The 26,633-nt window shown below is 66.6% G+C and carries 22 protein-coding genes and 1 pseudogene; 14 read left to right on the top strand and 9 right to left on the bottom strand.

What is annotated here, in order from left to right:
• Both LZ686_RS09945 and LZ686_RS09940 read left to right on the top strand, forming a co-directional pair.
• Nucleotides 1-104 (top strand): annotated as a pseudogene (locus LZ686_RS09945) (IS5/IS1182 family transposase); the annotation flags it as partial.
• Between the two features lie 132 nt (nucleotides 105-236).
• On the top strand, nucleotides 237-572 hold the full coding sequence (locus LZ686_RS09940; RefSeq protein ID WP_045980859.1) for a DUF6477 family protein: 336 nt from the start codon (nucleotides 237-239) through the stop codon (nucleotides 570-572).
• A gap of 3 nt (nucleotides 573-575) precedes the next feature.
• Here the strand turns inward: LZ686_RS09940 and LZ686_RS09935 are convergent, their stop codons facing one another.
• Nucleotides 576-2,126: a helicase HerA-like domain-containing protein gene (locus LZ686_RS09935; RefSeq protein WP_349547664.1), complete on the bottom strand. Its 1,551-nt coding sequence runs from the start codon at nucleotides 2,124-2,126 to the stop codon at nucleotides 576-578.
• Between the two features lie 464 nt (nucleotides 2,127-2,590).
• Between LZ686_RS09935 and LZ686_RS09930 the strand changes: the two genes are divergently transcribed.
• Nucleotides 2,591-3,391: an invasion associated locus B family protein gene (locus LZ686_RS09930; RefSeq protein ID WP_349547654.1), complete on the top strand. Its 801-nt coding sequence runs from the start codon at nucleotides 2,591-2,593 to the stop codon at nucleotides 3,389-3,391.
• Between the two features lie 75 nt (nucleotides 3,392-3,466).
• On the opposite strand, the gene LZ686_RS09925 is transcribed toward LZ686_RS09930, so the two are convergent.
• From LZ686_RS09925 to LZ686_RS09910, 4 genes are all read right to left on the bottom strand, one after another.
• Nucleotides 3,467-4,675, bottom strand: coding sequence for a beta-ketoacyl-[acyl-carrier-protein] synthase family protein (locus tag LZ686_RS09925; protein WP_349547663.1), 1,209 nt, complete (start codon nucleotides 4,673-4,675; stop codon nucleotides 3,467-3,469).
• Nucleotides 4,676-4,761: 86 nt separating this feature from the next.
• A complete protein-coding gene (locus tag LZ686_RS09920) occupies nucleotides 4,762-5,028 on the bottom strand; it encodes an acyl carrier protein (protein ID WP_045980857.1) in 267 nt (88 codons plus the stop codon).
• Between the two features lie 12 nt (nucleotides 5,029-5,040).
• Complete coding sequence (locus LZ686_RS09915; RefSeq protein ID WP_349547653.1) at nucleotides 5,041-6,141, bottom strand: UDP-3-O-(3-hydroxymyristoyl)glucosamine N-acyltransferase; 1,101 nt, start codon at nucleotides 6,139-6,141, stop codon at nucleotides 5,041-5,043.
• Between the two features lie 70 nt (nucleotides 6,142-6,211).
• A complete protein-coding gene (locus LZ686_RS09910) occupies nucleotides 6,212-7,867 on the bottom strand; it encodes a L,D-transpeptidase family protein (RefSeq protein WP_349547652.1) in 1,656 nt (551 codons plus the stop codon).
• Nucleotides 7,868-8,170: 303 nt separating this feature from the next.
• Between LZ686_RS09910 and mepK the strand changes: the two genes are divergently transcribed.
• Together mepK and LZ686_RS09900 are read left to right on the top strand one after the other, a co-directional pair.
• On the top strand, nucleotides 8,171-8,734 hold the full coding sequence (mepK, locus tag LZ686_RS09905; protein WP_045980855.1) for a peptidoglycan L,D-endopeptidase MepK: 564 nt from the start codon (nucleotides 8,171-8,173) through the stop codon (nucleotides 8,732-8,734).
• 133 nt (nucleotides 8,735-8,867) lie between these two features.
• Nucleotides 8,868-9,452 (top strand): TetR/AcrR family transcriptional regulator, encoded by a 585-nt coding sequence (locus LZ686_RS09900; RefSeq protein ID WP_052714525.1) that lies wholly within the window; start codon nucleotides 8,868-8,870, stop codon nucleotides 9,450-9,452.
• Here the strand turns inward: LZ686_RS09900 and LZ686_RS09895 are convergent.
• Nucleotides 9,449-10,066, bottom strand: a complete 618-nt coding sequence (locus LZ686_RS09895) for a TetR family transcriptional regulator C-terminal domain-containing protein (protein WP_232303252.1) — start codon at nucleotides 10,064-10,066, stop codon at nucleotides 9,449-9,451. The genes LZ686_RS09900 and LZ686_RS09895 overlap by 4 nt on opposite strands.
• Before the next feature lie 141 nt (nucleotides 10,067-10,207).
• On the opposite strand from LZ686_RS09895, the gene aptA reads away from it, so the two are divergent.
• The 7 genes from aptA (at nucleotide 10,208) to LZ686_RS09860 (ending at nucleotide 17,985) form a co-directional block, all read left to right on the top strand.
• The gene (aptA, locus tag LZ686_RS09890; protein ID WP_349547651.1) at nucleotides 10,208-11,533 is read left to right on the top strand and encodes an omega-aminotransferase AptA; all 1,326 of its coding nucleotides are present in this window, start codon (nucleotides 10,208-10,210) and stop codon (nucleotides 11,531-11,533) included.
• Nucleotides 11,534-11,596: 63 nt separating this feature from the next.
• A complete protein-coding gene (locus LZ686_RS09885; protein WP_502921995.1) occupies nucleotides 11,597-12,862 on the top strand; it encodes a Zn-dependent hydrolase in 1,266 nt (421 codons plus the stop codon).
• Between the two features lie 69 nt (nucleotides 12,863-12,931).
• On the top strand, nucleotides 12,932-14,383 hold the full coding sequence (hydA, locus tag LZ686_RS09880) for a dihydropyrimidinase (protein WP_349547650.1): 1,452 nt from the start codon (nucleotides 12,932-12,934) through the stop codon (nucleotides 14,381-14,383).
• A gap of 1 nt (nucleotide 14,384) precedes the next feature.
• On the top strand, nucleotides 14,385-15,158 hold the full coding sequence (locus LZ686_RS09875; protein WP_349547649.1) for an ABC transporter ATP-binding protein: 774 nt from the start codon (nucleotides 14,385-14,387) through the stop codon (nucleotides 15,156-15,158).
• A 19-nt stretch (nucleotides 15,159-15,177) separates the two neighbouring features.
• Nucleotides 15,178-16,020, top strand: coding sequence for an ABC transporter permease (locus LZ686_RS09870; RefSeq protein WP_273744508.1), 843 nt, complete (start codon nucleotides 15,178-15,180; stop codon nucleotides 16,018-16,020).
• Complete coding sequence (locus LZ686_RS09865) at nucleotides 16,017-16,949, top strand: ABC transporter permease (RefSeq protein WP_349547648.1); 933 nt, start codon at nucleotides 16,017-16,019, stop codon at nucleotides 16,947-16,949. The genes LZ686_RS09870 and LZ686_RS09865 overlap by 4 nt, the downstream gene beginning before the upstream one ends.
• A gap of 52 nt (nucleotides 16,950-17,001) precedes the next feature.
• Nucleotides 17,002-17,985 (top strand): ABC transporter substrate-binding protein, encoded by a 984-nt coding sequence (locus LZ686_RS09860; RefSeq protein ID WP_349547647.1) that lies wholly within the window; start codon nucleotides 17,002-17,004, stop codon nucleotides 17,983-17,985.
• A gap of 34 nt (nucleotides 17,986-18,019) precedes the next feature.
• On the opposite strand, the gene LZ686_RS09855 is transcribed toward LZ686_RS09860, so the two are convergent.
• Both LZ686_RS09855 and LZ686_RS09850 read right to left on the bottom strand, forming a co-directional pair.
• The gene (locus LZ686_RS09855; protein ID WP_349547646.1) at nucleotides 18,020-21,130 is read right to left on the bottom strand and encodes an efflux RND transporter permease subunit; all 3,111 of its coding nucleotides are present in this window, start codon (nucleotides 21,128-21,130) and stop codon (nucleotides 18,020-18,022) included.
• Nucleotides 21,127-22,281, bottom strand: coding sequence for an efflux RND transporter periplasmic adaptor subunit (locus LZ686_RS09850; RefSeq protein ID WP_349547645.1), 1,155 nt, complete (start codon nucleotides 22,279-22,281; stop codon nucleotides 21,127-21,129). The genes LZ686_RS09855 and LZ686_RS09850 overlap by 4 nt, the downstream gene beginning before the upstream one ends.
• 839 nt (nucleotides 22,282-23,120) lie before the next feature.
• Here LZ686_RS09850 and LZ686_RS09845 point away from each other — a divergent pair.
• Nucleotides 23,121-23,663, top strand: a complete 543-nt coding sequence (locus LZ686_RS09845) for a CAP domain-containing protein (RefSeq protein WP_349547644.1) — start codon at nucleotides 23,121-23,123, stop codon at nucleotides 23,661-23,663.
• A 310-nt stretch (nucleotides 23,664-23,973) separates the two neighbouring features.
• The gene (locus LZ686_RS09840) at nucleotides 23,974-24,102 is read left to right on the top strand and encodes a hypothetical protein (RefSeq protein ID WP_255352761.1); all 129 of its coding nucleotides are present in this window, start codon (nucleotides 23,974-23,976) and stop codon (nucleotides 24,100-24,102) included.
• Nucleotides 24,103-24,368: 266 nt separating this feature from the next.
• Here the strand turns inward: LZ686_RS09840 and LZ686_RS09835 are convergent, their stop codons facing one another.
• Entirely contained in the window at nucleotides 24,369-26,633 is a 2,265-nt protein-coding gene (locus LZ686_RS09835) for an adenosylcobalamin-dependent ribonucleoside-diphosphate reductase (RefSeq protein ID WP_349547643.1), read from the bottom strand.

The following is a 26,633-nucleotide window of genomic DNA, read 5'->3' as shown; positions in this document are numbered from 1 at the left end:
GACGCCTGAAGGACTGGCGACGGGTCGCTACACGCTACGACCGATGCCCGAAGGTATTCCTATCCGCCGTCGCCCTCGCAGCAACCGTCATGTTCTGGCTATGAAACGAGAACGAGTCCTGACCCTAACAATTCCTAAAGAAACCTTGCTCCACCGCGCGCTGCGGCAGGGCTTTTGGCAACACACCTCAAGGTTGTGTGAAGGTGACCGCGTGGCAAACGCAAAGGATCAGCCCCATGACCGCAGTCTCGAACGTGATCGTTTTTCGCCCCCGCCCGACGAATCAGGGCCTGCGCCGTCCCGGAACGCTGATCCGGGCCGCCCGCGAAGGTCAGAAGACCTGGAAGCGCGATCGCGACCTGCCCCGCCTGCTGCGCAGCGACCGCTGCCCCGCGCCAGGCGCCGTCCTGTCCCGCCTGCGGGCCGAGGAGCAGATCCAGAACGACATGCGCGTGACCCAGGCCGCCGAATACGACCTGCGCCGCCACGTCCTGCTGGTCATCGCCATCCTGGCAGAGATGCGTGCCGCGATCGACGCCGCACCGATGCCGGCCACGGCCATCGCGCTGTGACCATCAGCGCTTCTTGATCAGGGAACCCAGAACGCCCCGGACCAGCGCCTGCCCGGTCCGGGTACCCAACTGCCGGGCAAGGCTCTTGCCAAAGGTCTGCACGATGCTGTCGGACCGCCCGCGCGGCGCAGCCTTCTCGCGTGCCGGCGCCTGATATGGTCGCCCCCGTCCCGCACCGGCGGGCATGTCGAACAACCCGTCGTCATCCTTCTTCACACTGGCCGCCTGGGCTGCGGCCTGGGTCTTGCGTGCCAGCATCTCGTGCGCGGAATCGCGATCCAGGGCGGTGTCGTATTTCGGCCCCATCGGGGACGTGGCCCGGATCGCCGCGCGCTCCTGATCCGTGATCGGGCCGACCTGACTGAACGGCGGTCGGATCAGCGTCCGCTGCGCGATGCCCGGCACACCCTTCGGCTGCAGGAAAGAGGTCACGGCCTCGCCCGTCCCCACCTGCTGGATCGTCTCGGCGATGTCGAAATCGGGGTTGGTCCGATAGTTCTGCGCCGCATCGCGCAAGGCTTTCTGATCCTTGGCAGTGAACGCACGCAGCGCGTGCTGAACCCGGTTGCCCAATTGGCCAAGCACCGATTCGGGAATGTCGGCGGGGTTCTGGGTGACGAACCAGATGCTGACGCCTTTCGACCGGATCAATCGTGCCACCCGCTCGACCTTTTCGATCAGGGCCTTCGGCGCGTCGTCGAACAGCAGATGCGCCTCGTCAAAGAAGAACGCGACGCGGGGCTTGTCCGGATCGCCCACCTCGGGCAACTGCTCGAACAGCTCCGACAACAGCCACAGCAGGAATGTCGCGTACAGGCGAGGTGCGTTCATCAGGCGCTCTGCCGACAGGATGCTGATGACGCCGCGCCCGTCCGCGTCCTGACGGATGATATCGGTCAGGGACAGCGCCGGCTCTCCGAACAGGTTCGCGCCGCCCTCGGTCTCCAGCACCAGCAGCGCGCGCTGGATCGCACCTACGCTGGCGGTGCTGACATTGCCATAGCGCGTCGACAGGTCGGCGGCGTTCTGTCCGACCCAGACAAGCATCGACTGCAGGTCCTTGAGGTCCAGAAGCGGCAGCCCCTCCTCGTCGGCGACGCGGAAGGCGATCGCCATGACGCCCTCCTGCGCTTCCGTCAGGTCCAGCAGGCGCGACAGCAGCAGCGGTCCCATCTCGGCCGGCGTGGTGCGGACGGGATGGCCCTGTTGGCCCCAGACATCCCAGAACGTTACCGGATAGGATGCATAGGTCAGATCGATCCCGATCTGACCGGCCCTGGCAAGGAAAGGCTCGTGCAGCTTGCCTTGATCCGATCCCGCCTTGGCCAGCCCCGCCAGGTCGCCCTTCACATCCGCCAGGAACACCGGAACGCCCGCCGCCGACAGGCTTTCGGCCAGGGTCTGCAGGGTGACGGTCTTGCCCGTCCCCGTCGCACCCGCGACCAGCCCGTGTCGGTTTGCCAGCTTCAGCAGCATCGTCTCGGGGGTCGCGTATCCGGCGCCGGCGCCGCCCACGAAGATCGTTCCCGCATCCAGGTCCAGAACCGAGGCCATCGCATCCCCCACCAACAAATTGCGCAACGCACGCCTTGAAAAGACAATTTTAACGCTTTCATGGCAAGGTGAAGTTGTCCGGATCGCAGCCGTGACCCGGACCTTCCTCCCTGTTGGACTGCCGCGCCCTCGGGCGCGGCTTTTTTATGTGATCGGGGGAAAATCCATTGACCGTTGACGGATCACGCCAACGCGATTAGCGTGCGTCTCAATGATGACCGGCCAGTCCGGCAGGGAGAATAACGCAACGCGTCGGGGGCCGTGGTGGAAGCCACGGCCTTTCGCGTCAATTCATGACGCGTGTCCGGTCGGTTCGGTTCCCACGCAACTTCTTCAATGCGCAATCCTGTGCGATGTCCCGACCTCAAGGGTTGGTGACAGATCGTGTCGTGGCAGGGGACTGACAAGGCCCCGGCGCCGTGCTAGATCAGCCGCAATGCGTTGAGCAAAAGAAAGAAAGATTGATGTTCATCAAACATTCGCACGCGCTGTTGGCCGCCCTCGCCCTGATCACCGGGCCCGCATTTGCCCAGGACACCCCTGCGCCGGCCACGCCCGAAACGCCCGCGGCGGAAGCCCCCGCCGCCGATGCGCCCGCGACCGCCGCACCGGCCGCAGATGCCCCTGCCGCAGACGCGCCGGCCACCGCACCTGCCGATGCAGAGACGCCAGCCGCGCCCGCCGATGCCCCTGCGGCCGAGAACGCGCCCGCGGGTCAGCCCGCGCGCGATCCGAACGGACCTGGCAGCTATTACGCCAAGTCCGAGCATGGCGATTGGACCATCCGCTGCATCCGCGCCGATCAGGGCAAGGATCCGTGCGAGATGTACAAGCTGCTGACCGATGCCGACGACAACCCGGTTGCCGAACTGACCATGGTTCCCCTGTCGAACGGCGACGTCGCCGCCGGCGCTACCCTTGTCGCACCGCTGGAGACGGACCTGATCGACGGCCTGGGCTTCCAGATCGGATCGGGCGAGATGCGCGGCTATCCGTTCAGCTTCTGCGCGCCGGTCGGCTGCGTCGCGCGCCTTGGCTTCACCAATCAGGAACTGGCAAGCATGAAGGCCGGCAGCACTGCAGCTGTGCAGCTGCTGCCCTTCGGCGGCGACCCGGATTCGCCGGTCCAGCTGAGCATGTCGCTGACCGGCTTCACCGCCGCGTTCGATGAACTGGCCGCCTATGCCGCCGCACCCGCGCCCGCCCCGGCCGCCGATGCAGAACCGGCAGAGGATGCCCCCGCCGAGGACGCACCGGCCGAGTGATCGCCCCTGCCATCGCATGAACGGAAAAGGCCGCGTCCCCTGGACGTGGCCTTTTTCATGTGTCCCGCATGACGATCAGACGCGGCGCAGGGCCATGACCGCGTTCAGTCCGCCAAAGGCGAAGGCATTGGACAGGACGGCATCGACCCGCGCCTCACGGGCCTCGTTGGGAACGACGTCCAGCGCACATTCGGGGTCGGCCTCCTGATAGCCGATCGTGGGCGCGATCACCCCGTCGCGCAGCGCCATGATGCATGCCAGCAGTTCGACCGCGCCGGTGCCGCCGATCAGATGGCCGTGCATCGACTTGGTCGACGACATCATCAGCCGGTCCGCGTGATGGCCAAAGGCATGGGCCACCGCCGCACATTCCGTCTTGTCATTCGCGGCGGTGCCCGTTCCGTGGGCATTGATATAGCCGATATCCTCGCGGTTCAGGCCGGCATCGACCATCGCCCCGGTGATCGCGCGCTCGGCCCCTTGGGCCGATGGCATGACGATGTCCTGCGCATCCGACGACATGGCAAAGCCCACGACCTCGGCCAGGATCTCGGCGCCACGCGCCCGGGCGTGTTCGAAATCCTCGAAGACGAAGACGCCCGCGCCTTCGCCCTGGACCATGCCGTTGCGGTTGGCGCTGAAGGGGCGGCAGGCGTCCTTGGACATCACGCGCAGCCCCTCCCATGCCTTGACGCCGCCAAAGCACAGCATCGCATCGGACCCGCCCGACAGCATGACGTCGGCCGCGCCCGACCGCACCATCTGGAACGCCAGGCCCATCGCATGATTGCTGCTGGCGCAGGCGGTGGCGACGGTGAAGGCGGGGCCGCGCAGGCCGAACTCCATGCTGACATGGCTGGCCGCGGCATTGTTCATCAGCTTGGGGACCACGAAGGGATGGACGCGGTTCTTCCCCTCCTCATAGACGGCGCGATAGTTCTCGTCCCACGTATTCAGCCCACCGCCGGCCGTGCCCAGGATGACCCCCGACCGCAGGCCAAGCGCACCCTGAAAGTGCAGGCCCGACTGCTCGACCGCCTGCTTGGCGGCCAGCAGGGTGAACTGGGTGAACTTGTCATAGAGCAGGATCTGCTGGCGGTTGAAATAGGTCTCGGGCGTCCAGTCGTGGACCTGTCCGCCGATCTGGATCGACAAGCGATCGACATCGCGAAAATCCAGCTGCGTGATCCCGCAGCGGCCCTCGCGGAACGCCTCCAGGGTGGTGGCGACATCGTGGCCAAGCGCGTTGATCGTGCCGGCGCCGGTGATCACCACACGGCGCAGCCCGCCGCGGCCGGTCGTCTCGGCCGCAGGCCGGATCGCGGGTGCCGCGCGGCCTGCGTCGATCAGCGCCTCGTCCACGGGGGCGGTCATTCCGCCTTTTCCGCGACCAGCCGATGCACCGCGGCGATGATCGTGCCCATGTTCGAGATGTCGAAGTCGGACTTCTCGGGCTCGTTCGCGTTGAACGGGATCGAGATGTCGAACTCTTCCTCGATGGCAAAGATCGACTCGACCAGGCCCAGGCTGTCGATGCCCAGTTCGGCGGGGGTCGCGTCATCGGTGATCTGGTCAGGTTCCAGCATCGCCTGTTCCGCGATGATGGCCCGAATGCGCTGCGTGATGTCGTCTGTCATGTCGCCTCCTGTTCAGCCCTTTTCCAACAGGCGTGTAACGGTTTCCTGAAGCTTGGACAGCTGTTGTGCGAAACGCGGCAGCCGCCGCATGGCCTTCTGGATCTCCAGCTGGGTCTCCATCTTGACCGCAGGGTTGCCCAGGATCACCCTGCCTGCCGGCACGCGGGTGAAGATCTTGGCGGCACCGCCCGCGATGACGTCGTCCCCGATCTGGATGTTGTCGTTGACGCCCACCTGCCCGGCCAGCACGACCCTGTCGCCGATCACCGACGATCCGGCGACGCCCACCTGGCTGCACAGCAGGCAGTCACGGCCCACGACGACGTTGTGGCCCAGCATCACCAGGTTGTCGATCTTGGTGCCGTCGCCCACGCGGGTCGACCGGATCGTGCCGCGGTCGATGGTGGCGTTCGCGCCGATCTCGACGTCGTGACCCAGCTCGACCGCGCCAAGCGAATGGATGCGCGTCCAGTGCTGCTGGTTGACCGCGGCACGGGCGCCCAGGGTGCGGCGGATTTCCTCGATCCCCGACTCCTCGGGGGTGACGAAGGAAAACCCGTCGCCGCCGATGGACGCGCCCGGCTGCACGATCAGACGGTCGCCCGCGGTCACGTCATGGCCGATCCGCACGCCCGGATGGATCAGCGCGTGATCGCCGATGCGGGCGCCGCGACCGATGCTGACATGCGCCCCGATGCGGGCGCCCTGCCCGATCCGCACATGCGCGCCGATGACGACAAAGGGCGCGATGGCCGCGCCGTCGCCGATCGTGGCCGTGGGGTCGATGACCGCAGTCGGATGGATGCCCGGCGCGATGTCCGGGCCGCGGTCGAAAGCCCGCGTCAGACCGGCCATGACCAGTCGCGGGCGGGGGGCAAAGATGGCGGCCTTCAGGCCATAAGCCTCGGGGTCCATCCCTTCGGCCAGGATAGCGATGCTGCCGGGCTTCAACGCCTCGGCGTATTTGGGCGCCATGGCCATGGCCAGCGTGCCGCCATCCGCTTTTACCGGACCGACCGCCGCGGGTTCCGCCGCACCCGTCACGCGGATCGACTGGTCGCCCCAGCATTGCGCGTCCAGAGCCCGCGCCAGCTCACCCATCGTCAGGACCATGGCCCCCCCTTTCGCGCAAGGACTTAGCCTGTTTGCAAGGCTGCTTCCAGTGCCCGCGTTCCGGGGCGGGTCACAACCCCGGGTTCAGGTCCGCGACCATGGCGGGCGCCGCCGCGCCAAAGCCCTGGGCCTGCAGCGCCTCCCAGATGCGAGCGTCGCGGCCATAGATGTCGTCGAACAGCCGGATGCGCCCATCCGGGCCGGGCCAGGCGGTGAAATAGACCAGATGCACGGGAACCGGCGGCGTCAGCTTCAGCCAGGTCTCGCGTTCCCGGTCGCGGGCGCGCTGGAACATGGCAGCCGGATCGTCGGTTTGGCGGGACAGCAGCGCGCGGGCCAGATCGACCGGATCACCGATGCGGATGCAGCCATTCGATTCCGCCCGTACCCGGTTCGCAAACAGGTGCTTGGACGGCGTGTCGTGCAGATAGATGTTCCAGGGGTTGGGGAAGATGAACTTGACCACGCCAAGGGCATTGTCGTCGCTTGGCTTCTGGCGCAGCCTGAACGGAAAGCTGGCGGCGCTATAGCGGCCAAAGTCGATGCCGTCCCGCGCCAGCACCCGCCCCGCGCCATCCACCACGTCCAGATGCGACAGCGCATGACGGTTCGCCTGCAGGCGGGGCAGATAGTCTCGAACGGCGATGGACCGCGGCACGTTCCAGCTAGGATTGACCACGACATTGGCCATCATCTCGGAAAACTCTGGCGTGCGCATCTCGGGCGTGTCCTTGCCCATGACGCTGCGGGTGCGGAACACCTCGGCTCCGTCTTCCACGATGGTCGTGCTGAATTCAGGGATGTTCACCCAGACATGGCGGCTGTCCAGATCCTCGGACGCCATCCAGCGCATCCGCTCCATCGCCACCAGGATCGCGCGCTGCCGCGCGTCCTGTCCGGTGCCGCCATCGCCGTTCAGCGCCGCGATGGTCCGCGGGCCCGCGACGCCGTCATCCGGCAGGCCGGCCGCACGCTGATAATCGGCGACCGCACGCGCAAGGGCATCGTCATACAGCGTGGCATCCGGCGCATCGGCGGCAAACCCGATGGCCACCAGGCGCGTGCGCAGGTCGGCGATCGCCGCGGCCCTTTGGCCGGGCCGCCAGACACCGGTCGCGATACGCGGCAGGCCTTGTGGGACGGCTAGGTCGGCCGGCCCGGACAGCGCCTGTTGCAGCGCAAGATAGGCCGGATGGTCCGGTCCGGCCCCGGCAAGGACCGCCGCAGGATCCGCCGCCGCCTCGAACCGCGCCAGCAGCGGGACCACCGCGGTCCGCACGGGCTGTCGCTTGATCTCGGGGTCGACGCGCGTCGGGTTCAGCACGCCGCCGGTCAGATCGCGCAGCAGGCGTGACAGGGCATGAGCATGGGCGATCTCGGCCGCAAGGCCTTCGGTCGCCGTCAGGCGGTCGGGCTGGTATCGCGCGACGGGGATGCCATGGCGCGGGGCGTTCCCGATCGCGTCCCGCAAGGCGAGTCGCCGGGCCTCTCCCTCGGGGCCAAGGAAGATCGGGCGCAACCCGTTGCTGCCATAGAACGAGGCAAGATCGGCGTCGTCCGACACTGCCAGCGCCAAGGCCATCTGTTGCGGCGTGAAATCCAGCCGTGGCGCCGCGGCCACGCTCACGGCAGCGAGAGGTTCGCGTGCGCCGGACGCAACGGGAAACCAGCCGACGACCCCTGCCAGTGTCAGCGCCAGCACGCCCCGGACCACTCGAACCGCCATCTGAACCTCCGAAATTCTGCCCGTATTGTCCCATGGCCGCCGTGCGCGCGCCACACCCCACGCGTTTGTTTGTGCAGTGGAAAAGTAGTGGTTGCCAAAACGCCACAGCGCCGCCGCCGATGTGCAACATTACCCGTTTTAGGCGAAATCTTGCCGAAATTCGGGTTAGGATCGGCCATCCCGGCAGAATCCGTTTCGTCGCGCACGCGCTTTTGACATATTGTTAATCAGGTCGGGGATAAACCACGACAGGCCGCGACGTGTCGCCGGCTTAAAAAAACGAAGCAGGACAGGCGATCTGACATGACAATGGACATTATCTCCCGTCGCGGCATCTTGGGTGTGTTCGCGGCAACCAGTGTTGCGGCGACCCCGGTGATGGCGAATGCCTTCGGATTTTTGCGCGGCAATGCGGGCGACATGCGGCGGGTCAAGATGTACAACGGCCGGACCGGCGAGAGCATCGACACGGTCTATTGGGTCGACGGAAAATACATCCGCGAGGCCCTGAACGAGATCAACGTGTTCATGCGCGACTGGCGCACCGGCGAGGTGATCGGCATCGACCCGCGGATGATCGACGTGGCGGCCGCGTCCTCGCGCCTGCTGCAGACCAACGAACCCTACATGATGCTGTCGGGATACCGCTCGCCCCGCACCAACGCGATGCTGCGGCGCCAGTCCAGCGGCGTGGCGCAGAACTCGCTGCACCTGACGGGCAAGGCGGCCGACCTGCGGTTAAAGTCGCGCTCGGTCGGGCAGATGTACCAAGCTGCCGTGGCCTGCCGCGCCGGTGGCGTGGGACGCTACAGCCGGTCGAACTTCGTGCACATGGATTGCGGTCCCGTCCGCACCTGGGGCAGCTGATTTCAGACGACCTTTTCGCAAGGCGCAAACGCCCTCTGCCACCCGCAGACGGCGTTTTCCGCATTTTTCGGGCTTGCCGCCGCAACGCTGGCTTGCGACGCTGGCCGGAACAACAAGACAAGATCGGACCTGCATGAGCCCCCTCGAGACGCGCCGTTTCAAAACCGCCAAGAAAATCCAGGCCGCAGCCATCGAACTGGCCGTCCGCGACGGTCTTCCCAATGTCACGACCGAGGCGATCGCTCGACATGCGGGCATCAGCACGCGGACCTTCTTCAACTATTATCCCTACAAGGAGGCGGCCCTGATGGGTCCGCCGCCCGACTATCCGCCCGAGGCGTCCGAGATCTTCATCGCGGGCAAGGGTCGCCTGATCGAGGATCTGGGCCTGCTGATCGAGGCGCATCTGGCCCGATATCTGAACGAACGCGAGCTGATCGGGGCGATGCTGGCCCTGTCCGACAAGGACCCCAAGCTGGAGGCGCTGCGCAACAGCGCCATGCTGGCGCGCCGCGCGCAGATGCGTACGCTGCTGCATCGGCGGATGCCCGGGTCGGACGAACGCGTGATCGAGATCCTGGCCGCCGCGATCATCGCCGCGACGAACGCCGCGACCAAGGATTGGGTGTCGGGCGCGCGCGAGGATTTCATCGCCGCAGCGCATGAGAACCTGTCGCTGATCCTGACGGCGGCCGAAATGCTGGACAAGCCCAGCTAGGGCGTCAGCAGCTTTCGGTACAGATCGTCCAGGAATGCCGCGCCCTCGGCCACGGGGTCGCGGCCGTCGCCCAGAACGGCGCGGACCTGCGTCTCGAAATCGGCATAGTGCTGGGTCATCGACCAGATCGAGAAGATCAGGTGGCGCGGCTCGACCCGCGCCAGCAGCCCTTGGTCCATCCATCCTTCCAGAACCGCGACCGTCCGGTCGACGATCTGTCGCAGATCGCCGCCCAGGATTTCGGTCAGATGCGGCGCGCCCTGCAGGATCTCGTGGGCGAATAGGCGGCTTTCGCGGGGATAGTCCTGCGACATGGACAGCTTGGCCTGCACATAGCGCAGCACCTCGGCCAGCGGCTCTCCGTCGGGGTCGATCTGGCGCATCGGCGCCAGCCACATCTCCAGCAGGGTCGTCAGCAGCGCCTTGTGGATTTCGTCCTTGGAGCCGAAATAGTACAGCACGTTCGGCTTGGACAGGCCCGCCGCCCGCGCGATCTGGTCGATTGTCGCGCCACGCAATCCGTTGGCCGAAAACGCCTCCAACGCCCCGTTCAGGATCAGCTCCCTGTTTTTCTGCTGAATCCGGGTCATCTGGGGCATGCTGGTCTCTGTCATCGAAGCTCCGGCTCTGGCATGATCCGATTTTGGGCAGATCGGTCGGAATTGTCATCCGGCTTGTCAGGACGCTTGACTGCCCCCTGCCCCGTGCTAGCCTGATCCTGACCGTTTGGTCAATAATCCGTGAGGACGATGCCCATGCCGCTTGACCGCAAGCCCGCCCCGAATGACCTGCGCGCCTTCTGGATGCCCTATACCGCGAACCGTCAGTTCAAGTCGGCGCCGCGGATGTTGGTTGCGTCCAAGGACATGCATTACACGGCCGCAGACGGTCGCCAGATCCTGGACGGGACGGCAGGCCTGTGGTGCTGCAACGCCGGCCACTGCCGCCCCAGGATCACCGAGGCCGTGCAGGCCCAGGTCGGAGAGCTGGATTATGCCCCCGCATTCCAGATGGGCCATCCGCTGGCGTTCGAGCTGGCCAACCGCATCGTGGACATCGCGCCCGACGGGATGGACCATGTCTTCTACACGAATTCGGGCAGCGAGGCCGTCGATACCGCGCTGAAGATCGCGCTGGCCTATCACCGGGCGCGGGGCGACGCGGCCCGCACGCGGTTGATCGGGCGCGAGCGGGGCTATCACGGCGTGGGCTTCGGCGGAATCTCGGTCGGGGGCATCGTGAACAACCGCCGCCATTTCGGCACCTTGCTGGCGGGCGTCGACCACATGCCCCACACCCATCTGCCCGAGAACGTCTTCACCAAGGGGCAGCCGGAGCATGGCGCCAACCTGGCCGACGAGCTGGAGCGCATCGTGGCCCTGCACGGAGCCGAGACGATCGCCGCCGTCATCGTCGAGCCGATGGCCGGGTCGACCGGCGTCCTGATACCGCCCAAGGGCTATCTGGAAAAGCTGCGCGCGATCACGAAAAAGCACGGCATCCTGCTGATCTTCGACGAGGTGATCACCGGTTTCGGGCGCCTGGGCAGCCCCTTCGCGGCCCAGCATTTCGGCGTTGTCCCCGACATGATCACCTGCGCCAAGGGCCTGACCAACGGCGTGATCCCGATGGGCGCGGTCCTGGCCACCGCGGAGATCTATGACGCGTTCATGCAGGGCCCCGAGCACATCATCGAACTGTTCCACGGCTATACCTATTCCGGGAACCCGATCAGCTGCGCGGCGGCCATCGCAACCCTGGACACCTATGCCGAGGAAGGTCTGCTGACGCGCGCCGCGTCGCTGGAGACCTATTGGCAAGAGGCGATCCACGGGCTGCGGGACCATCCGAACGTGATCGACATCCGCAACATGGGCCTGATCGGCGCCGTGGAGTTGGCGCCGATCGAGGGTCAGCCGGGCAAGCGCGCCTTCGACATCTTCGTGCGCGCGTTCGAGGCCGGCATCCTGATCCGTGTGACGGGCGACATCATCGCCATGTCGCCGCCCCTGATCATCAGCGAGGCGCAGATCGATCATCTGATCGGCACGCTTGGCGAGGTGCTGAAGACCGCCGCGTAAGCGGCCAAACCCATCCAGCCGACCCCGCGACAGAACGGGGCGGCCCGACAGGAAGGACTGCGAATGAGCGACGCAAGTGGCGTGATGACGGCTGCGAACATGACCGTCGATGGCGACCGGCTGTGGGACAGTCTGGACCAGATGGCCCAGATCGGCCCCGGCATCGCGGGGGGCTGCAACCGCCAGACTCTGACCGATGCCGATGCCGAGGGACGTAGCCTTTTCCAGCGCTGGTGCGAAGAAGCCGGCATGACGATGGGCGTCGACCGGATGGGCAGCATGTTCATGCGCCATGAGGGGGTCGAGCCAGATTTGGACCCCGTCTATATCGGCAGCCACCTGGACACGCAGCCGACCGGCGGGCGCTATGACGGGGTGCTGGGCGTCCTTGCCGGGCTGGAGGTGATCCGGTCGATCCGGGACCTGGGCATCCGCACGCGCCGCCCCATCGTGGTGACGAACTGGACCAACGAGGAAGGCGCGCGTTTCGCGCCCGCCATGTTGGCGTCGGGCGTCTTTGCGGGCGTCTTGACAGAGGATTACGCCAACAGCCGGCAGGATGCCGATGGCAAGCGTTTCGGCGACGAGTTGGACAGGATCGGCTGGCGCGGAACCGAAGCGCCGGGCGACCGCAAGATCCACGCGATGTTCGAACTGCATATCGAACAGGGCCCGATCCTTGAGGCAGAGGGCAAGCAGATCGGCGTGGTCACCCATGGCCAGGGGCTGTGGTGGCTGCAGGTGACGCTGACCGGCAAGGATGCCCATACGGGCAGCACGCCCATGGCGATGCGCGTGAATGCGGGCCTTGGCATGGCGCGGATCATAGAGGCGGTGCATCGCATCGCGATGGACCACCAGCCGGATGCGGTCGGCGCCGTCGGCCAAGCCAACCTTTTCCCGAACAGCCGCAATGTCATTCCGGGAAAGGCGGTGTTCTGCATCGATTTCCGGTCGCCAGATCTGGAGAAGCTGACGTCGATGCGGTCGAGGTTGGAAGAGGAGGCCGCTGAAATTGCCGCGGAACTGGGGCTGGGGATCGAGATCGAGCCGGTCGGGCATTTCGACCCGGTGACCTTTGATCCCGACCTGGTCGGCAAGGTGCGCGGCGCGGCCGAGAAGCTGGGATATAGCCACATGGATATCGTGTCGGGCGCGGGGCATGACGCCTGCTGGATTGCCAAGGTTGCGCCGACAGTGATGATCATGTGCCCCTGCGAAGGCGGGCTGAGCCACAACGAGGCCGAGGCGATCACGCCGGACTGGGCGCGTGCGGGATGCGACGTGCTGCTGCACGCGGTGCTGGACGCCGCCGAGATCGTCCGCTGACGCGGACCGTGGCCGGGGGTTTCACCCCCGGACCCCCAGGGTATTTGGACAAAGAAGAAGAGGGATGCCATGAGCACGGTCATCAGGGGCGGAACCATCGTCACGGCAGATCTGAGCTATCAGGCCGACGTGCTGATCGAGGGGGGGCGTATTGCCGCGATCGGTCAGGGGCTGGTCGGTGACACCGTCCTGGACGCGGGCGGCTGCCTGGTCATGCCGGGCGGGATCGACCCGCACACGCATCTGGAGATGCCCTTCATGGGCACCTATTCGGCCGACGATTTCGAGAGCGGGACGCGGGCGGCACTGGCGGGAGGCACGACGATGGTCGTGGATTTCGCGCTGCCGTCGCCGGGCCAGGGACTGCTGGATGCGCTGCAGATGTGGGACAACAAGTCCGGGCGCGCGCATTGCGATTACAGCTATCACATGGCGGTCACGTGGTGGGGCCAGCAGGTGTTCGAAGAGATGCAGGCGGTCGTAGACCGCGGCATCACCAGCTTCAAGCATTTCATGGCCTACAAGGGCGCGCTGATGGTGAATGACGACGAGTTGTTCGCGTCGTTTCGTCGGGTGGGCGATCTGGGCGGCGTGGCGATGGTCCATGCCGAGAACGGCGATGTCGTGGCAGAACTGTCCGCACGACTGCTGGCTGAGGGGAACACCGGCCCCGAGGCCCACGCCTATTCCCGCCCGCCCCAGGTCGAGGGCGAGGCCACGAACCGCGCGATCATGGTGGCCGACATGGCGGGTGTGCCGCTATATGTGGTCCATGTTAGCTGCGAGGACAGCCATGAGGCGATCCGCCGGGCTCGCGCCCAAGGCAAGCGGGTCTGGGGCGAGCCGCTGATCCAGCACCTGACACTGGACGAATCCGAGTATTTCAACGAGGATTGGGATCATGCCGCACGCCGGGTCATGTCGCCGCCGTTCCGCAACAAGCAGCATCAGGACAGCCTGTGGGCCGGTCTGCAGTCGGGCAGCCTGTCGGTCGTGGCGACCGACCATTGCGCCTTCACAACCGATCAGAAACGCACCGGCATCGGCGATTTCACCAAGATCCCGAACGGCACCGGGGGCCTTGAGGATCGGATGCCGATGCTGTGGACGCATGGTGTCGGCACGGGGCGGCTGACGCCGAACGAGTTCGTGGCCGTCACCTCGACCAACATCGCCAAGATCCTGGGGATGTACCCGAAAAAGGGCGCGGTCCTGGTCGGCAGCGACGCGGACCTGGTGGTCTGGGACCCCGAGGCGACCAAGACGATCACCGCCGGTGCCCAGCAATCGGCGATTGATTACAACGTGTTCGAGGGGCAGACCGTCAAAGGCCTGCCGCGGTTCACCCTGACCCGCGGCGTCGTCGCGGTGACCGAAGGCAAGGTCGACAGCCGCGAGGGGCACGGCGAATTCGTGGCCCGCGAGCCGCGCGGTCAGGTGAACCGCGCGCTGTCCGCCTGGAAGGACCTGACCGCGCCGCGCCCGGTCCAGCGCGGCGGCATTCCCGCAAGCGGGGTGTGACTTGACCGTCATCGAGGCAAGCGGCGTCAGCCTGACCTTCCAGACCGCCGACGGGCCGGTGCACGCCCTCAAGGACGTGGACCTGTCCATCGCGCCCGGCGAATTCGTCAGCTTCATCGGGCCGTCGGGATGCGGCAAGACCACGTTCCTGCGCAGCATCGCCGCGCTGGAGACGCCCACCGACGGCACCCTGCGCGTCAACGGGATGGAGCCGGACGCGGCCCGACGGGCGCGCGCCTATGGGTACGTGTTCCAGGCGCCGGGGCTTTATCCGTGGCGAACGATCGCGGGGAACATCGCTCTGCCGCTGGAGATCATGGGGTTTTCCAAGGCTGATCGCGCGGAACGCATCGCCCGGGTCATGGACCTGGTCGAACTGTCGGGCTTTGGCGGCAAGTTTCCGTGGCAGCTGTCGGGCGGCATGCAGCAACGCGCCAGCATCGCCCGCGCGCTGGCCTTCGACGCCGACATCCTGCTGATGGACGAACCCTTCGGCGCCTTGGACGAGATCGTGCGCGACCGCCTGAACGAGGCGCTGCTGGCCCTGTGGCGCAAGACCGGCAAGACCATCGGCTTTGTCACGCATTCGATTCCCGAGGCGGTCTATCTGTCGACCAAGATCGTCGTCATGTCGCCGCGTCCGGGCCGCATCACCCGCGTGATCGAAAGCACCCTGCCCCCGGACCGTCCGCTGGACATCCGCGACACCCCCGAGTTCATCGCCCTGGCCCATGAGGTCCGCGAGGGGCTGCGCGACGGGCACAGCCATGACTAGGGGGCGGCTTGTGCCCGTGATGACGGTGCTGCTGGCCATCGTCGCCGTCTGGTACCTGGCCGCGATCCGCATGAACGCCCAGTGGGAGCGTGACCAGGCCGCCCGGGCCGAGGTGACGCTGACCCTGCCCGACCTTGTCGCGCGCACCCTGGTGCAGGAACGCCCCGTGCTGCCCGCCCCCCACCAGGTGGCCGTCGGCCTGTGGGAGGGGGTGGCCGGTCAGGCCATCACCTCGCGCCGCAGCCTGGTCTGGCATGCTTGGGTGACCCTGTCCGCGACGCTGGCGGGCTTTGCCATCGGCACCGGCGCGGGCATCCTGCTGGCGGTCGGCATCGTCCACAGCCGCAGCATGGACCAGTCGGTCATGCCCTGGGCCGTGGCCAGCCAGACCGTTCCGATCCTGGCCATCGCGCCGATGGTCATCGTGGTCCTGTCCAGCATGGGTGTCACGGGTCTTTTGCCCAAGGCGATCATCGCCGCATGGCTGTCGTTCTTTCCGGTGCTGGTCGGCATGGTCAAGGGCCTGCGCACCCCCGATGCGATGCAGCTGGACCAAATGCGCAGCTGGAGCGCCAGCAACGCCCAGGTCTTCTGGCGGCTGCGGCTGCCGTCGTCGCTGCCCTACCTGTTCGCCAGCCTCAAGGTCGCGATCGCCGCGGCGCTGGTCGGCACCATCGTGGGCGAACTGCCCGCCGGGGCGACCGCGGGCCTGGGCGCGCGCCTGCTGTCGGGCAGCTATTACGGCCAGACCGTCCAGATCTGGTCGGCGCTGTTCGTCGCGGCCCTGCTGGCCGCGGGCCTTGTGGCCATCGTCGGATGGCTGGAGCGACGCACCCTCAGCCGCATGGGGTTGGCACGATGACAGAGCTGCGCCTTGGTCGGACCTATTGGTTCCTGCAGAACATCCAGGCGGTCGCGGGGGGCATCGTCGCCTTGGTCGCCGCGCATTGGCTGGCGCCGACGGCCGCGCCGCTGGTGGCGGTGTGGCTGATCGCGTGGCTGTTCAACGCCTGGCTGGCCGGGTTCGACACGCCCGCCACGCGCGCCGTCGTGCCGATCATCTTTGGCGGCACGATCATCCTGCTGTGGGAGATGGCGGTCCGCGCCTATGCGATCCCGACCGTGATCCTGCCCGCACCCAGCCAGATCGCGGCCAGTTTCGCGGCCAATACCGGCATTCTGTGGGCCGACTTCGTCCAGACGATCCTTAAGGGGGCGCTGACCGGCTGGCTGATCGGTGCGGCGGCGGCGGTCCTGACCGCCATCGCCATCGACCGCAGCCCCTTCCTGCAGCGCGGGCTGCTGCCCATCGGCAATTTCGTCGCCGCCCTGCCCATCGTCGGCATCGCCCCGATCCTGGTCATGTGGTTCGGCTTCGACTGGCAGTCCAAGGCCGCGGTCGTGGTGGTGATGGTCTTCTTCCCGATCCTGGTGAACATGGTCGCGGGCCTGCGCGCCACCGATGCGATGCAGCGCGACCTGATGGCCAGCTGGGCGGCCCCCTATGGCGCGGCGCTGTGGAAGCTGCGCCTGCCCGCCGCGATGCCCTTTCTGTTCAACGGGTTGAAGATCACCACCACGCTGGCCCTGATCGGGGCGATCGTTGCCGAATTCTTCGGCAGCCCGACGCGCGGCATGGGTTTCCGCATCTCGACCGCGGTGGGACGTCTGGACCTGCCGCTGGTCTGGGCCGAAATTGTCGTGGCGGCGCTGGCGGGAACGCTGTTCTATGGCATCGTTGCGCTGATCGAAAAGAAGGTGACGTTCTGGCACCCGTCGCAGCGCAACTAACCGGGGCCGCATCCCCATCCGGGGCGGATCCCACCAACAGGAGAGACGGGAAATGACAAGACTGATGACCGGGGCCGCGGCCCTTGCGCTGATGGCCGGAGGGGCGCAGGCGGGCGATCTGACACTGCAGCTGAAATGGGTCACGCAGGCCCAGTTCGCGGGCTATTACGTCGCGCAGGAAAAGGGTTTCTATGAGGAAGAGGGCGTCAACCTGACCATCCTGCCGGGCGGTCCTGACATCGCCCCGACCCAGGTCCTGGCCGGCGGCGGCGCGGACGTGATCGTCGAATGGATGCCTGCGGCGCTGGCCGCGCGCGAAAAGGGCCTGCCGATGGTGAACATCGCCCAGCCCTTCAAGGCGTCGGGCATGATGCTGACCTGTCTGAAGGAAAGCGGCATCAGCGATCCGGCGACCGATTTCGCGGGCAAGACGCTGGGCGTCTGGTTCGCGGGCAACGAATACCCGTTCCTGTCCTGGATGAACACGCTTGGCCTGTCGACCGAGGGCGGCCCCGAGGGTGTGACCGTGCTGAAGCAGGGCTTCAACGTCGATCCCCTACTGCAGAAACAGGCGGCCTGCATCAGCACGATGACCTACAACGAGTACTGGCAGGTGATCGACGCCGGCATCGCCGAGAGCGACCTGGTGACCTTCAAGTACGAGGATCAGGGCGTGGCCACCCTTGAGGACGGCCTCTATGTACTGGAGGAGACGCTGGAGGACAGCGAGAAGGTGACCGACCTGGTGGGCTTTGTCCGCGCCAGCATGCGCGGCTGGCAATACGCGGCCGAGAACCCCGAGGAGGCCGCCCAGATCGTCCTGGACAACGACGAGACCGGCGCGCAGACCCTGGAGCATCAGACCCGCATGATGACCGAGATCGCCAAGCTGCTGGAAGGTTCGGACGGCACCCTGGCCGAGGCCGATTACCAGCGCACCGTCGATATCCTGCTGTCGGGCGGGTCCGACCCGGTGATCCAGGCCGCCCCCGAAGGGGCGTGGGTGTCGACCATCACCGACCGCGCCTTCGACTGAACGACGGTCGGGCCGCCCCATCGGGCGGCCCGCCTTATTCTGCGGGCTGCGCCGCCGTGCGTCGCGCCTGCCTGCGGACGCGCCTGCGTCCGTCCCATGCCAACAGCGTCGGCGTCAGGATCAGCGTGACCGCCGTTGCAAGTACCAGCCCCCCTGCGATCCCCGTCGACAGCTGGATCCAGAACTGGCCCGAAGGCGCGCCCAGGAACAGGTCGCGGCCGGTGAAATCGATGGTCATGCCCAGCACCATCGGCACCAGGCCGATGACCGTCGTGCCGGCCGTCAACAGCACCGGACGCACCCGTTCCGACGCCGCACGCCGCGCCGCGCGGTCCGGATCGTCGCCGGCCCCGCGATATTCGTTATAGGCGTCGATCAGCACGATGTTGTTGTTCACCACGACGCCCGCCAGGGCCATGATGCCGATGCCGCTCATCACGATCGAGAATGCTTCCTGCCGGACCATCAGCCCCAGGAACACCCCCGAGATCGAGAACACGATCGCCGTCAGCACCAGCAGCGCCTGATAAAAGCTGTTCATCTGGATCAGCAGGATGGTGAACATCAGAAAGATCGCTGCGACGAACGCCCCCATCAGAAAGGTCATCGCCTCCTGCTGGTCCTCGATCTCTCCTCCGAACGTGACCTCGACGTCGTCGGGCAGATCGGCTTGGTCGATGCTGGCTTGGATGAGCGCCAGCTCGGCCTGCAGCGTGGCGCCCGGGGCCAGGTCCGCGGTCAGGGTCTGGGTCTCTCTGGCGGCGATGCGGGTGATGGCAGAGGGTGCAGGCGCCGGGATCATCTGCACCATGTTGGAAATGGGCACCTGCGCGCCGGACGGACCTGCGACACGCAATGACGACAGGTTCTCCAGATTGCGCTGATCGGACGGATAGCGCAGGGCGATGTCGACCTCGTCATCGGCGAAATCGGGCAGGTAGGTGCCCAGGTTCACGCCCGTCGTCAGCAGCTGGACCGCGGTGCCGATGGTGTTCATGTCGATGCCGAAGCGCGCCGATTCCTCTCGGTCGACGACCAGCCGGATCTCGGGGTTGGGGCGGGGCGTATCGTTGGCGATGTCCACGAAGCGGCCCTGCGCCTGCATCAGCTGTTCGATCTTGGCCGACGCCTGCTGCAGTGCCGGGCGGTTGGAGGCCGATATCTCGATCTGGACCGGGCGGGACGCACCGGGCCCGGATGCTGCGGCCTCGATCTGGATGCCCAGGCCCGGCACCTCCGCCGTGGCGGCGCGCAGCTGGTCGATCACCTCGGTCGAGGGGGCGCGGGTGCGCCAGTCGGTGAACTCGACCTGGATCTGGCCGATCACGTCGCTGGAGAGGCTGGAGCGGACACGCTCCTCGACGCTGCCGATGGTGCGGGAATAGACGCGCTCGATGCCCTCGAAACCCAGGACCTGTTCCTCGATCAGGCGCACCAGTCGGTCGCTCTCCTGGACGGAGAGGTTGCCGTTCGCAGTGATCTGGACCTGCGCGCGCTCGGCGTCGGTCTCGGGAAAGAACTCGACCCCGCGGTTCAGGTGCGAATAGGCATAGAGGATCACCAGCACCGTCAGGATCGACAGTCCCAACGTGGCGCCTGGCCGCGCGATGGTCCAGATCGACAGGCGCGCCATCGCGCCGGACGTGTCGTCAGCATCGGGTTCGGGCGGCAGCGCCTGCCCCCCGCCCACGACGCTGCCCGTCACCGGCACGAAGACCAGCGCCATCAGCAGCGACATCAGCAGCGTGGCGATCATCGTGGCGGGCAGATAAAACATGAACTGCCCGGCCAGCCCCGGCCAGAACAGCAGCGGAAAGAAGACTGCCAGCGTGGTCGCGGTGGACGAGGTGATCGGCCAGGCCATCCGCTGCGCCGCCAGCAGATAGGCCTCGGCCTTGCCGTGGCCCTTGGCAATCAGGCGCTCGCCCATCTCGACCACCACGATGGCGCCGTCGACCAGCATGCCGACCACCAGGATCAGCGCGAACAGCACGATCACGTTCAGCGTGAAGCCAAGCGCCCAGATGATCAGGATGCCGCCCAGGAACGATCCGGGGATGGCCACCGCCACCAGCAGCGATGCGCGCAGGCCCAGAAACAGCACCGTGACCAGCATCACCAGAACGACTGCCGCGATCACGTTGTTCTGCAGGTCCGACAGAAGGGTGCGCATCTCCTTGGACTGGTCGTTCATGAAGACGACGCCGACCTGTTCGGGCCAGTCGGCGCGGGTCTGCGCCACCACGTTGCGGACCGCGGCGACGGTGTCGATCACGTTCGCGCCCACCGTCTTGCGCACGTCGATGGCCAGGGCGGGCTGTCCGTCGATGCGGGCAAAGCTGACCGGGTCCTTGAACGTCTGGCGCACCTCGGCCACGTCCTGGACGCGCAGCACGGTGGCCCCGTCGACCAGGACCGGGATCGACATGATCTCGTCCAGGCGGACGACGGTGCCGGGGATCGACACCCCGATGCGGCCCGCCCCGGTATCGAAAGACCCCGCCGCGATCAGCTGGTTGTTGGCCTGGATCGCCTGCGACAGTTGCCCCGGAGAGATGCCATAGGTCTCCAGCGCCAGCGGATCGATCAGGATCTCCAGCTGGTCCTCGCGCTCTCCGGTCAGGTCGGCCTGCAGGACGCCGCTGACGGTCTCGATCTCGTCGCTCAGCGCGCGGCCAAGGCGGATCAGCTCGCGTTCCGGGACGGGGCCGGACAGCGCCACCGTCAGGATCGGGAACAGCGCCATGTCGATCTCGCGCACGAAGGGGCCGTCGGCCTCAGGCGGAATGTCCGGCCCCGCGTCGTCGACGGCATCCTTGACCGACTGCAACGCCTGCGCCTGATCGAAGCCGGGGCGGAACTCCAATGTGACCGAGGCGAAACCCTCGCTGGCCACGGTCTCCATCCGCCGCAGCCCCTCCAGCGCGTTCACCTGCCGCTCGATCGGTTCGGCCAGCAGGGTGGCGGCATCCTCGGCGCTGACGCCGCTATAGGTGACGTTCACGATGAAGATCGGGATGTCGACCTCGGGCATCGATTCCTTGGGGATGGTGACATAGGCCGTAAAGCCCGCCAGCAGCAGGCCCACCATCACCATCATCACCGTGCGGGCGCGGGAAAAGCCCGCCGCGATGATCCCGTTCATGGTCCGGCCACGCCGTCGGCGGCCTCGGCCGCACCCAGCAGGGCGGCCGCGTCGGCCACCTCGCCATCGCCCACCACGCCGCGATACGCGTCGGGCGTGTCGCTGACGCGGGCCTGCTGTCCGTCGCTCAGCGCGCCCTGCGAGATGGTGACGACCCGCGCGCGGTCGTCCAGACCGGTGACCCAGATCGCCTCGGCACGGGCCTGCACGATATCGACCGGTGCGAAACGCAGGGTCCGATTATCGTCACCCACCACGAACACCCCGATCCGCCCGGCATCGTCCAGCCGGATCAGGGCCGGCGATAACCGGTGCGCCCGCACCCCGTCCATCTCCAGCGAGATCTGCGCGCTGAGGCCCGCGGGCACGGCGTTGTCGGCATTGGGGATCTCGACCTCGACGCGGAAGGTCCGCGTTTCGGCCGTGGCGACCGGCGCGATGAAGCGGACGCGACCCTCGGCCTCGCGCCCGCCCTGAAAGACGACCTGCGCGGATTGGCCAAGCGCGACCGAGGTGATCTCGGACTGGCGGACCTCGATCTGGGCGATCAGGGGATCGTTGCGCACGATCTCAAGGACCTCTCCGCCGGCATCCACGAAGCTGCCCAGTTCGGCCATGACGTTGCTGACGGTGCCGCTGATCGGGGCGGTCAGACGGGTGTTCTGCAGTTCCAGCTGGGCCGCGCGCAGTTCGGCCCGGGCCGATTCCAGCTGTGCGAAGCGCGACTGCAGCTCCGCCTCCGAGGTCACGCCCCGTTCCCGCAACTGCCGCGCGGCGTCATAGTCGCGCTCGGCCGACCCCACGGCCGCATCGGCGCGCGCCACGCCGGCTTCGCGGTCGTCGGCCGACAGCAGCGCCAATTGCTCGCCCTGTTCGGCGACGTGGCCCTGGCGCACGACCTCCTCGACGATCCCTGCGGTGCGCGCCCGCAGGATCGACGTCTGGTCCGGGACGACATTCCCGAACAGCACCGTCCGCGGCACGATCTCCTCGGCGACGGACATGCTGGCCGCGACATGGGGAACCGCCACCTCGACCGGGGCGGCCTCGGCGGGGGGTTCACGGTTCAGCATGCCGCCACCGATCCAGAAGGCCAGAAAGCCCAGGATCGCCAGAAAGGCGAGCGTCGAGGAGGACAGGTACCGCGTCATCGTCAATCCATGTCAGGGGCCCCGCCCCGGCCATGGCACCGGGCGGTCTTGTCATCCTAGATGGTTTCTTGGGACGCGCAGGTCAACAGTCGTGACCCTTGTCCCCTGCGTCAAGGCGTCCGCCCTGGCCGAGACCCATGCCCGCCCCCGCGCGTTCCCCCGCCGGAACCACGGTCGGAGAGGATTGATGACACGATGCGCAGCAGCGATCCTGATCGCCTTGGCGCACCCTGCCTGGGCGGGCTGACCAGTATCTAGAAAACGAACGGACCGGCGCGCAATTGCCGCGTGATCGACCGGTCGCCGCCGGACGAGGGCAGTTGGGCCGATCTGTCCTGCCCCGGCGTTGGGGGATAGTCCTATCTGCTGCGCCAGACCGACGGCCGCGAGGCGGTGACCTATGGCCATTGCCGCTGGGCCGGGCATGCCGACATTCGGTGCCTTCGGCCAAGCGGGGCCAACCGGGGAATGGCGCATGGCACAGGTCGGCAGCCGGTCAGTCCCCGTCGCGGCTATCCAGCACTTTCACCTGGCCGTTGCCGATGGCAGGTGAAGCACGCGATCCTGGTCGTCTCCAAGGTCGGTCAGCCAACTAACCGCGCCGCCTGCATGATGGGCTACGTGTCCGCCCATGATGATGCGGCGGCGAACCGACGCGCCCGCCGGATCGCCGACAGCGCCGCGACGCATAATTGCGCCCATGGCCGCCCGGTGGTGGAGCCGTCTGCCCCAAGTTCCGCCGTGTTGACGGTTTCGGACAAGGTCTGCACAAAACAGGTGACAGGACATACCTTATGCGTGTCAAATAGCACATAATGCAATCATGACGGGAGCTCCTGATGTCGGCATCTGGTCCCTACGGTCGTTGCGGGGTGCTGACCTTGGCGCTGCTGACGGCTGCTTGTGCATCGGCCCCGACCGGGCCGGCATCGACGATCGACGTCCAGGCCTCGGCGCCCGGTCCTGCCACCTGCCCTGCCACGACGGCGGACCAGCAGGCGGCCGGGGTGCGGGCGACCAACGCGCTCCGGCAGCGATCCGGCCTGCCCCCGGTGCAGGCGAACGATCTGCTGGCGCGCGCCGCGGCACGGCATGCCTGCGACATGGCGCAACGCGGCCGCATGACCCATGCGGGCAGCCGCAGCTCGGGCCCGTCGCAGCGGGTCAAGGCGCTTGGCTATGCGCCCACCGTCACGGCAGAAAACATCGCCGCGGGGCCCTTCGGCCTGGATCGGGTTCTGGCGGAATGGAACGCCTCTGCGGGCCATGTCTCGAACACCATGATCCCGCAGGTCAGCAACTTCGGCATCGGGCAGGCGCTTGGCGCGAATGGGCGCACGCGTTACTGGGCGGCGGTCTATGCGGCGCCACGCGGCAGATAGGGGCGATGCCTGTCCTGACCGGAAAGACAGGTTAGCAAATTGAACAAATGACCTATATAAGGCTTCGATAGTATCGGAGTCAGTATCATGTTTCGCCTGTCCCTCTGCGCCATCCTGGCGCTGTCCGCCTGCGCCGCCCCGAAGGACCCCTGCGCCGATCTGTGCATGAGCGCCTTCGTCGAGTACGAGCCAGGCTTCGAGCCCTGATCGCCCCGAAACGGCGGTGATGCCGCCGACGTGTCTATCCTTTTTTCTGCAAAGGCGTATCGTTTCCACCCGCCGGTCCACGGCGGCTATTGGAGAAACGAACATGGCCAAGGGCATGGACAAACGCAAACGCGACGAGAAGAAGCCGAAGAAGCAGAAGCCCAAGACGAACGCTTCGGCGCCCAGCACCAAGGATGTCGTCTCGGCGGCCGTTGCTGCCAAGGGCAAATGACCATCGCGGTGAGGCAGCGCGTCTGACGATGTCGATGGCTGATCATAAACGCGCGTGACGCATGGGCATGCCCGTGATGCGGGATGGGGATCAGCGGCGCTGCACCCATCTCCGGTGGTCCATGATGGCTGACTTCTGCCCCTCCATAGCGCCTCATTCCGCGACAATATCAATCGCCAGACGCGTAGGGCTGTGCCGATCATGAATAAAAGGCGGTCCAGATGGACCGCCTTTTTCACTTATGATCGCTTGGGGACCGCTTCAGATCATCCGCATTTGGAATGGCCGCAGCTGGGGCAGGTCATGCAGCCCTCGACCATGCGCATACCGTATTGACCGCAGCTGGAGCAGGCCGGGCCGCGCGGCGCCTCGCCCACGGCCATCACTTCGGCCTGCGGGTCGGACTTGAGGCCCAGCCCTTCGCCCGCCAGGAAGCCCGTCTCGATCAGGTGGCGTTCGATCACGCCGCCAATGGCCGCCAGGATCGAGGGGACATAGCGGCCCTGCATCCAGGCCCCGCCGCGCGGATCGAAGACCGCCTTCAGCTCCTCGACCACGAAGGACACGTCGCCCCCGCGGCGGAACACGGCGGAGACCATGCGCGTCAGCGCGACCGTCCAGGCATAATGCTCCATGTTCTTGGAGTTGATGAAGATCTCGAACGGGCGGCGGTGGTTGCCGTGGATGATGTCGTTGATCGTGATGTAGATCGCGTGCTCCGACCCCGGCCACTTCAGCTTGTATGTCGCGCCTTCCAGCGCCGCGGGACGGTCCAGCGGCTCGGTCAGATAGACGACATCCGCGCCCTTGTCGGCCTCCGGCGCCTTTTCGGTCGTTTCGCTGACGGACAGCACCGAGCCGGTCACGTCGTTCGGACGATAGGTCGTGCAGCCCTTGCAGCCCAGATCCCAGGCCGCCATGTAGACGTCCTTGAACGCCTCGAAGCTGATGTCCTCGGGGCAGTTGATGGTCTTCGAGATCGAGCTGTCGACCCATTCCTGCGCCGCGGCCTGCATGGCAACGTGGTCCTTGGGTGCCAGCGTCTGCGCGTTCACGAAGTAATCGGGCAGCGCCGCGTCGCCCTTCAGGTCGCGCCACATCTGCACTGCGTAATCGACGACCTCCTCCTCGGTCCGCGAACCGTCCTTCTGCAGGACCTTGCGCTTGTAGGCATAGGCGAAGACCGGCTCGATCCCCGACGACACGTTGCCCGCATAGAGGCTGATCGTGCCCGTCGGCGCGATCGAGGTCAGCAGGGCATTGCGGATGCCGTGCTTGGCGATCGCGTCGCGGACGTCGGCGTCCATCTTGGACATGAAGCCCGAGGCCAGGTATTTCTTGGCGTCGAACAGCGGGAAGGCGCCCTTCTCCTTGGCAAGCTCGACGGATGCCAGATAGGCAGACCGCGCGATGGCCTTCATCCAGACGCGGGTCTGCGCAACCGCGTCATCGGCGCCGTAGCGCAGGCCCAGCATCAGCAGCGCGTCCGCCAGACCGGTCACGCCCAGGCCGATGCGACGCTTGTTGCGGGCCTCCTCGGCCTGCGCGTCCAGCGGGAATTTCGATGCGTCGACCACGTTGTCCATCATCCGGACCGCCGTGCGGACAAGATCGTCCAGGCCTTCGGGGTCCAGTTCGGCCGTTTCGGTGAACGGGTTCTTGACCAGCCGGGCCAGGTTGATCGAGCCCAGCAGGCAGGCGCCATAGGGCGGCAGGGGCTGCTCGCCGCAGGGGTTGGTGGCCGCGATCGTCTCGACATAGGACAGGTTGTTGGCCTTGTTGATCCGGTCGATGAAGATCACGCCCGGCTCGGCGAAATCATAGGTCGCCTTCATGATCCGGTTCCACAGGTCCAGCGCCTGGACGGTGCTGTAGACCCGACCCTCGAACTTCAGGTCCCAAGGCGCATCGGCGCGCACGGCATCCATGAAATCGTCGGTGATCAGCACCGACAGGTTGAACATGCGCAGGCGCGCGCTGTCCTGCTTGGCCACGATGAACTGTTCCACATCAGGGTGGTCGCAGCGCATCGTCGCCATCATCGCGCCACGGCGCGAGCCGGCTGACATAATCGTGCGGCACATCGCGTCCCAGACATCCATGAAGGACAGCGGGCCCGACGCATCGGCCGCCACGCCCTTGACCACCGCGCCCCGCGGGCGGATCGTGCTGAAGTCGTAACCGATGCCGCCGCCCTGCTGCATGGTCAGCGCAGCCTCCTTCAGCATGTCGAAGATGCCGCCCATGCTGTCGGGGATGGTGCCCATGACGAAGCAGTTGAACAGCGTGACCGACCGGCCCGTTCCGGCACCGGCCAGAATGCGGCCCGCGGGCAGGTACTTGAAGTCCTCCAGCGCGGAATAGAACTTGTCCTCCCACTTGGCCGGGTCGCTTTCCACGCGCGCCAGGTCGCGCGCGACGCGACGCCAGCTGTCCTCGACCGACCCGTCGACGGCCTGCCCCTCGGAATCCTTCATCCGGTACTTCATGTCCCAGATCTGTTCGGCGATGGGGGCGGCAAAGCGGGTCAT

Origin of the sequence: Paracoccus sp. NFXS7 (genome assembly GCF_040148865.1) — a bacterium.
Classification (GTDB): Bacteria; Pseudomonadota; Alphaproteobacteria; order Rhodobacterales; family Rhodobacteraceae; genus Paracoccus; species Paracoccus marcusii.
This window is presented reverse-complemented; position numbering and strand designations above follow the sequence as displayed.